Annotated in this window: 5 protein-coding genes and 1 pseudogene; all 6 read right to left on the bottom strand. The window is 61.5% G+C overall.

Annotated elements, in window-relative coordinates; all coding sequences use genetic code 11:
• Nucleotides 1-271, bottom strand: a pseudogene (locus GPA25_RS06410) (DUF4926 domain-containing protein); the annotation flags it as partial.
• Nucleotides 272-478: 207 nt separating this feature from the next.
• Nucleotides 479-2,614: an MtrB/PioB family decaheme-associated outer membrane protein gene (locus tag GPA25_RS06405; protein ID WP_169259532.1), complete on the bottom strand. Its 2,136-nt coding sequence runs from the start codon at nucleotides 2,612-2,614 to the stop codon at nucleotides 479-481.
• 20 nt (nucleotides 2,615-2,634) lie between these two features.
• Nucleotides 2,635-3,585, bottom strand: a complete 951-nt coding sequence (locus GPA25_RS06400; protein ID WP_343034851.1) for a DmsE family decaheme c-type cytochrome — start codon at nucleotides 3,583-3,585, stop codon at nucleotides 2,635-2,637.
• A 71-nt stretch (nucleotides 3,586-3,656) separates the two neighbouring features.
• A complete protein-coding gene (locus tag GPA25_RS06395; protein ID WP_169259531.1) occupies nucleotides 3,657-4,007 on the bottom strand; it encodes a c-type cytochrome in 351 nt (116 codons plus the stop codon).
• A 383-nt stretch (nucleotides 4,008-4,390) separates the two neighbouring features.
• Nucleotides 4,391-5,041 (bottom strand): response regulator, encoded by a 651-nt coding sequence (locus GPA25_RS06390; protein WP_169259530.1) that lies wholly within the window; start codon nucleotides 5,039-5,041, stop codon nucleotides 4,391-4,393.
• A gap of 12 nt (nucleotides 5,042-5,053) precedes the next feature.
• On the bottom strand, nucleotides 5,054-7,081 hold the full coding sequence (locus GPA25_RS06385) for a cache domain-containing protein (protein WP_246265414.1): 2,028 nt from the start codon (nucleotides 7,079-7,081) through the stop codon (nucleotides 5,054-5,056).
• Nucleotides 7,082-7,256: the final 175 nt, after the last annotated feature.

Here is a 7,256-nt window from a genome sequence, read left to right as displayed (position 1 = left end):
TCGCCTCGTCCCACAGCTGCACGTGGCAGCTCGCACAGTCCGGCTTGGCGACGTTGGCGGCCTTCTGGTGCGCTTCCTTCGCATCGACGATGTCGGTATGACAGGCGACACAGTCCATGCCGGCGTGCACGCTCTTGGCGAACTTGTCCGGCGCGACGGCCGGCAGCGCTACCGCTTCGCCATCCTTGTCGGTGACCTCGATTTCGCGTTTGCCGGTCTCGTGACACTCCAGACAGGTCGCGTTGTCGAGGCCAGCAGACTTGTCTGCCATTTCGGGCGCCGCCATGGCGTCGCCCGGTGTACCACAGAACAAGCTCACGGCGACGGCGGCGAGACCGAGAATTCGTGCCGGGGAGCCGAGCAACCGCGCTCTCCAAGGCATCGACTCACGATATATATTTGTCATTTTTATGACGTCTCATAAAGAAAACAGGGCGACTTGCGTCGCCCTGTGACATCGGTCAATTACCGATCCGGCTTACTGGAATTTGTAGATGTAACGCATGCCGATGAAGTTGGCCGTCTGCTTCGGCTTGACCGAGACGCTGGTGCGATCGGTGGTCGTACCGTAGGTGAAGGCAGATCCGTTCGCAAAACTCCAGCTCCAGTCATCGGTCTTCCAGCGCTCGTGGATCAGGTCGAGCTGGACGTCCGCGTTCTTGCGAACCGCATAACGGGCGAACATCGAAAGACGCGTGAGCGTGTTTTCGATGTCCGGCAACCGCGCCGCGGTCACGCCGGCCGAAGTCGGGAAGGTTGCAGTACTAGGCGACGTGTCCTCGTCATACGAACTCTCCGTGCGGGTCCACTGCACGTCGACACCGATCTTCAGCTTGTCGCTCAACGCACCGCGCAGACCCAAGCCGACTGAGTCGCCCGTGTCTCTCAGGTCGGCATCCTTGACCATGTCGATATCGGCGAATTCATCCGAGCCCTGCGGCCAACGCCCTGCAAGCTGCTTGGCGCGGGTGACATCGTGCGACGCCCAGCCGGTGACTTGCCACTCGTCGGTCAGTGCATAGCGCGCATCCACCGACACCAGCGTCGCGCGGCCATCCTTCAGACCGAACGGACGACCATCCTCGCTCGCATAGTCGTCGTGCGAATCCTCGACGTTGAACTGCAGGCTAAAGGCTTCGACCGGTGCCCAGTCCAGCGACAACCGCCACTTGTTGCGCGTACGGTCGGCGATGTGCAGCGGATTGATCGTGTCGAAGATCTCCGGATCATGCGGCGACTCACGCGACGAGCCGTCCCGAGTGCTGTGCAGGAAGGCGATGGAGCCATTTACGGTGTCGGACATCGAACGCCGCAATTGCAGCCGGTAGGTGGTCTCGTCGATCTGCTCGTTGAAGGGCACGAAACGCTCGCTAACGAACTTCGGCGCCGAGCGGTCCTGCTGCTTGACGTCGATGCCGCCAATTACCTTGAAGCGCTGCGGCAGCAGGTAGGCTGCCTCGAACTTGCCGGTGTTGGTCGTATACGAGTGCGGCGTGTTATGCACCGTCGCCACCCTGGTCGTGTTGCTCCCCACCAAGCCCACGAGCGGCGTCTTGTCGTCGACATCGTAGTAGCGCAGGCTCCCGCTCAACGACAGCTTGCTGGTGGGTCTTGAGCTCAGCCCCAGCTCGACCAGCGAGGTCACAATTTCGCCGTCCAGACTGCGCGGCGAACCCACGAACGGCGCATTGACCCCACCCAGCAAAATACTCGGGATGGACTCGTCCTGGGTCGCAACGCTACGCGAGACCTTCAAGGTTCCGCGCGTCGAAGGCGTGAATGAATACCCCCCGTTCAGGAAGAACTGGTGAGCCTCGTTGTTGAGCGGCAGCGACAGCGGCGTCGGGTTGGGAGCACCCGTAGTGTTGGTCGTCACCCCCCTGACGGTCGCCAACACCAGGTCGTTGTGATTGCCATACCAGCTGCCCGCATAGCCGCCGGCCAGCTGCAGGCGCTCGCCCGTGTACTCCAGCGTCACGTCCAGTTGCCGCGTGGTGCTCTCGATCGGTTCGGCCAGGAAGAACGCCTGGCTGCCGAGACCCCAATGCCGGCTACCGTTCTTCTCCTCGTTCTTGAAGCTGACCTTGACGTCAAGCCCGCTCAGGAGGTTCTTGTTGAACCCGACATGGATGAGATCGCGGTAGGTGCTCAGTTCGACGTCGCGGAATGGCAGCGCATTCGCCCCCGCACCACTGATGGTCAGGGTGTCCTGACCGATACCACGGAGTCCCGAGCGGATGACGAGCGGGTGCTCGCGCGGCGTGCGCGAGTAGTTGACGAAGCCGCCCATATTCCCCTGCTGCTGCACTTCAGCCGAGAACTTGCGGCTCTCCAGTCCGAGACGCTCACCCGTGAAGGTGAACCAGGTTCCGCTCGCATCGTCGCGTTTGACGATGTCGGCGTCGACCAGGCCGTACAGCCCGTCGTCGCGCATCCCATCGTAGATGCCCTGCTGCTGGCGATCGTTGGACCAGAAGCCGGCGCCGACCGAGATCGAACTGTCCGGCTTGGTCAGTTGCCTGATCTCGTCGTCTTCCGCAAAGGCTGATCCGTAAGCAGCGCACAGGGCGGCCGCGACCGCGGTGAGCCTGAATGTCGTAGTCGTGTTTTTCATGTCATTCTCCCTCAGGCCAATCAGCGACGGAAGCGCCCAGCGGTAGCACTATTCACAGTGCTGTTGCCGCCATGGATGTTGGTATGACAGTTCAGGCAGCCGCGTCCGACGGTGCCGAGCAGCGAGGTGCTGGTGGTCGCCCCGGTGGGCAGGCCGGCGAGCTGGCTGGGATGGCTGTCGTGGCTATGGCATTCCTGACACAGGTACGGCGGACGCGACTTCAGCAGGTTCGCGACGTTCGTGCCATGCGGGTTGTGGCAAATCGCGCAGTCTTCGGCTACCGGCTGATGGTTATGCACGAAGGGGCCGCGCTTTTCCATGTGGCAGGAATAGCAGGTCTCGTTGACGCTGGGCTTGGCGAGCTGCGACGGATTGTCGCCATGCACGTTGTGGCACGACGAGCAGCTCATTGCGCCCTCCGGCACCGGATGGTGCGACGGACGCGCAAACTGGGCGCGCTGCTCCTTGTGACACGTCGCGCAGACTTCGGGCTGTGTCTTGGCTTCACGCACCTTGTCGTGGCCATCATGGATCTTGTGGCAGGACGCACAGGTGACATCACGACGGCTGTGGGTGCTGTTCTGCCAGAAGATGCGGGTGCTTCCCTGATGACAGTTCAGACAGGCCGCATTGCGCGCTTCCGCCGAGGCGGGATTCTTCGTGTTGAAACCGACGTCGACCGGCGGCGCCTCGCCGCCTCCACGACCAGCCTCTTTCACATGGCGCTCACTGTCGCCGTGGCACTTCGTACAGCCCGGCGTGCGCTTGTCCGCAACCGTGCCATGTCGCGTTTTGCCGATAGCCAGCGCTTCCGGCGAATCGTTCTCGTCGTGACAGGTTGTGCATTTGGCATCGCCAGTCAGGACGATGTCCTTGGGTGCCTCTTTGGGCTCATCTGCTGCGTAAGCCGCCCCCGCGCAAAAGCTGCCGAGACAGGCGAGCACCGCCAGCAAGCGTCGCATTTTCTTCATATTACCCCCTGAAATCTGGAATTCATTACCGCGCCGTCCCGCGAGGAACGGCGTGATTCAGAACAGAACGATTACTGCGCGAGAATCCACTGCATCAAATTCTTGATGGCAGCTTCATCCTTGGTATCGATGATCTTGTGATCTTCTTCCGAACCATCCTCGAGCTTGACCTTCGGCCCGGTGGTCATGTTCTTGTGCATCTTTTCGAAGCCTTCGGCTTCCTTGCCCTTGTACTTGGCTGCGATCTTCTTGTACGAAGGCCCCTTCTTCGTCTTGTCGACCGCGTGGCACTTGAAACAGTCGTTCTTCTTCGCCAACGCTTTGGCAGCGTCCGCATCGACGGCTGCAAACGCAGCCGACGACGTCAGGATCGCTGCGGAGGCTGCAACCAGCAGCGAGATGCGGTTGAGGCTGAACTTCATCTTGGGGTACTCCTTAGAAGCTGGTTTTTACATATGGACGGCGCCATGAGGCCAAATCCAATGTAGACAAATTTTCATTCAATTCCAGAAACCACTAATCAGTCATGGATTTAGATTGCTTGCAGGACAATTCCTAATGACGCCTCTTTGACCTGAAACCACACCGGACTCCCCATGCGAACCAGCGTGTCCGCGAACCGGTGCAATAAAGCATAAATCAAATCATCGCGATGACAAATGGGGCAAAGGGATTATCTGCCCGCGAAGGATCACAAATCCGGCGGGATTTCGCGCGCCGAGAGCCGGCGAACCGGGAAAATGGCGATGTACGAGAAAAAGGTCGCGCGAAGCCCGAACGAGAAAGTGACGGGCAGCGACGCCGATTACATGTCGCTCGCTTCGCTAAGGTGGTGGGCGATGGCGTAACGGATCAGCTCGGAGGTGTTCGTCATCCCCATTTTCTGCAGGATGCGCGTCTTGTGCGTGCTGACGGTCTTGACGCTCAGCGACAGCTCGGTAGCGATCTCGGTAAGTCCCTGACCGAGCACGAGCATGTGGAATATCTGGTATTCGCGGTCTGACAGCGTGGTGTGCGGCAGTTCGTGGGTGGAGGGCATGAGACCGCGCGCCATGAGTTCCGCAACCGTCTCGCTGACATAGACGCCACCGCGCGCGACGCGGCGGATCGCATGCACCAGCAGTTCGGCGTCGCTCTCCTTCGTCAGGTAGCCCGATGCGCCGGCATGCAGGGCTCGCAGCGCGTACTGCTCCTCATGATGCATGCTGAGGATGAGGATCGGCAGTTTGGGCTTTTCATCCCTGATCAGGCGGATCAGATCAAGCCCGCTGCGGCCCGGCATGGAAATGTCGAGCACCAGCACGTCCCACTCGTGGTCACGCACCATGTGCAGCGCCTCGAGCCCGTTAGCGGCCTCGCCCGCGACCGCGAGATCGTCCGTGTCGGCGAGAATCTGCCTCAGACCATCGCGAATGATGGCGTGGTCATCGGCAAGCAACACCCTCAGTTTTTCCATGTTCCTTCCCTGTCAGCCTCGTGCCGGGATCGTCGCTTCGATTCTGGTGCCCTCGCCCGGAGCGGAATGGATCGCGAACGTGCCTTCCAGCAGACGTACCCGCTCGCGCATGCCAACCAGGCCGAACCCGGCTTTCCTTGCCGGATTCAGGACGAAGCCGACACCGTCGTCGCGGATGGTCAGGCGCCAGTTGCGACCTTCGCGGCGGCAGCTGATCCACACCATCGTCGCGCGCGCGTACTTGGTAACGTTGGTCAGCGATTCCTGCAGCAGGCGGAACAGCGTCGTCGCCTCGGCGCCGCCGCGCTCCGGCTCATCGCCATCGATATCGAGCACCACTTCGACACCGGTGCGTCGTGAAAAATCATCGGTGAGCCAGGAAATCGCCGCCAGGAGCCCGAGGTCGTCGAGGATCAGCGGCCGCAGTTCGTACGTGATGCGTCGCACCGAGGCGATCGTCTGATTGAGCTGCCCCTTGATGACCCCGACTTTATCCTGCAGGTCCGCGCGCTCGCCCGGCAGACGGCCACCGAGCCAGGAAAGTTCGAGCTTGATGCCGGTGAGCAACTGCCCCAATTCGTCGTGCATTTCGCGTGCGACCCCCGCCCGCTCTTCCTCACGCACATTCTGCAGGGAGGTCGACAGCTCGTGAAGCTGACGGTTGGATTCACGCAGATGGGTTTCGATCTTCTTCCGTTCCGTCAGATCGCGCAGCACCACCGTGAAGAAGCGTTTGCCGCGGGAAAACGTCGTAGAGAAGCTTGCGTCAGCCGGAAATTCGCGGCCATTGGCATGGCGACCGACGGTTTCGGCGCGGCCCATACTGGCTCGATCGAGTGCTCCATTTTCATTATGACCGCCGAGCATGGCTCGATAGCCCGGACGCACCGCCTTCGCCAGCAACCGTTCGAAAGGCGTTCCGATGACCTCGGCCGCCCCGACGCCGAACATCTGTTCGGCGGCCTTGTTGAACAGGACGATGCACAAGTCCTCGTCGACGGTGACGATGGCGTCCATCACCGATTCAACCATCTGGCGCAGGCGCTCGTCGCTTTCTTGCAGGGCGCGCGCCATCACCGCCCGCCGCCGCATGCTCCAGACCACCCCTGCAGAGGCGGCAAGGATCAGCGCAGCGACGGCCCCCGCGCCGATGACGATCGGCCGCGCAGCCATCGGCAACGAGATCAGCGCGGCCTCCTGGTCAATCGCAACGCCGATCAGGAAGGGATACTGCGGCACCGGATGATAGGCGACAAAGCGCTTTTCGCCGCCCACCTTCTCGGTGATGATCGTGGTCTCGTCCGTCCCCCGCTCCCGCATTTCGGGGAAAGTCGGCAGCCCGCCGATCGGCTGATCGATGCTGTCGGCGTGGCTCGGAAAACTTGCCACCAGTTTCCCGCGCGCGTTGATCAACTGGATCTGTTTGCCGAAACGCAAATCCAGGCGGCGATAGAAGGACTCGAAATAGTCCACGAGCACGGCAGCCGCGACGACGCCACGAAAGTTTCCCGCCCCGTCAACGAGCCGGGCGCTGAGGTAGAAAGTCCATTCCCCGTCGAAGCGCCGGCGGTACAACTGGCTGATAAGGACTTTTTCGCCACCTGGCACGAGGCCGGCGAAGTAGTCCTGGTCGGCCACCGAAAACCCCGGACGCCGCCCGAGCAGCGAGGAATTCATGACGATGCCGTTGGGATCGAGGACGAACATCGAACTGTACTGCGGCAAGCCTTCGGTACGCGCCTTGAGCAGCGCGAGCACCGGGTAACTGTCGAGCTCGAAGCCCTGCCCGATGTCGTCGGACAGGCGTTCCTGCGCCCCGCGCAGGGCCAGCGACACACCGTCGAGCGTACGACTGGTCTGCTCGGCCAGAATCCGGCTCAGACTTTGAATTTCGGCGCGCGCGTATTCCAGTTCGCGCTGACGCAGGTCATAGAGCAGGAAGGCGGTGCCGCCGACCAGCGTCGAGACCATCAGGGTGGTCAGGAGGATCACCGCCCGCACCGGCGGCTCCATCCAGATCATGCGCAGCAAACCGGACATCCACGACTCTCACGATACGTCCGGGGCCGCGCACGCCAGCGATGGGTATCACGGACATCGCGCACGAATTGCATGCGGATTGATGCAGCCGACTCGGAGCGGGCGCTCACTATAGGGCGGCGGATGTTGCGCTACAAGATCGCATCATTGAAATCTATGTACCGCGATCCGCAAC

The sequence above is a fragment of the Aromatoleum diolicum genome (assembly GCF_012910955.1).
In the GTDB taxonomy this organism is placed as follows: Bacteria; Pseudomonadota; Gammaproteobacteria; order Burkholderiales; family Rhodocyclaceae; genus Aromatoleum; species Aromatoleum diolicum.
Note: the sequence above shows the minus strand (reverse complement) of the source record. Positions and strands in the feature narration are given on the sequence as shown.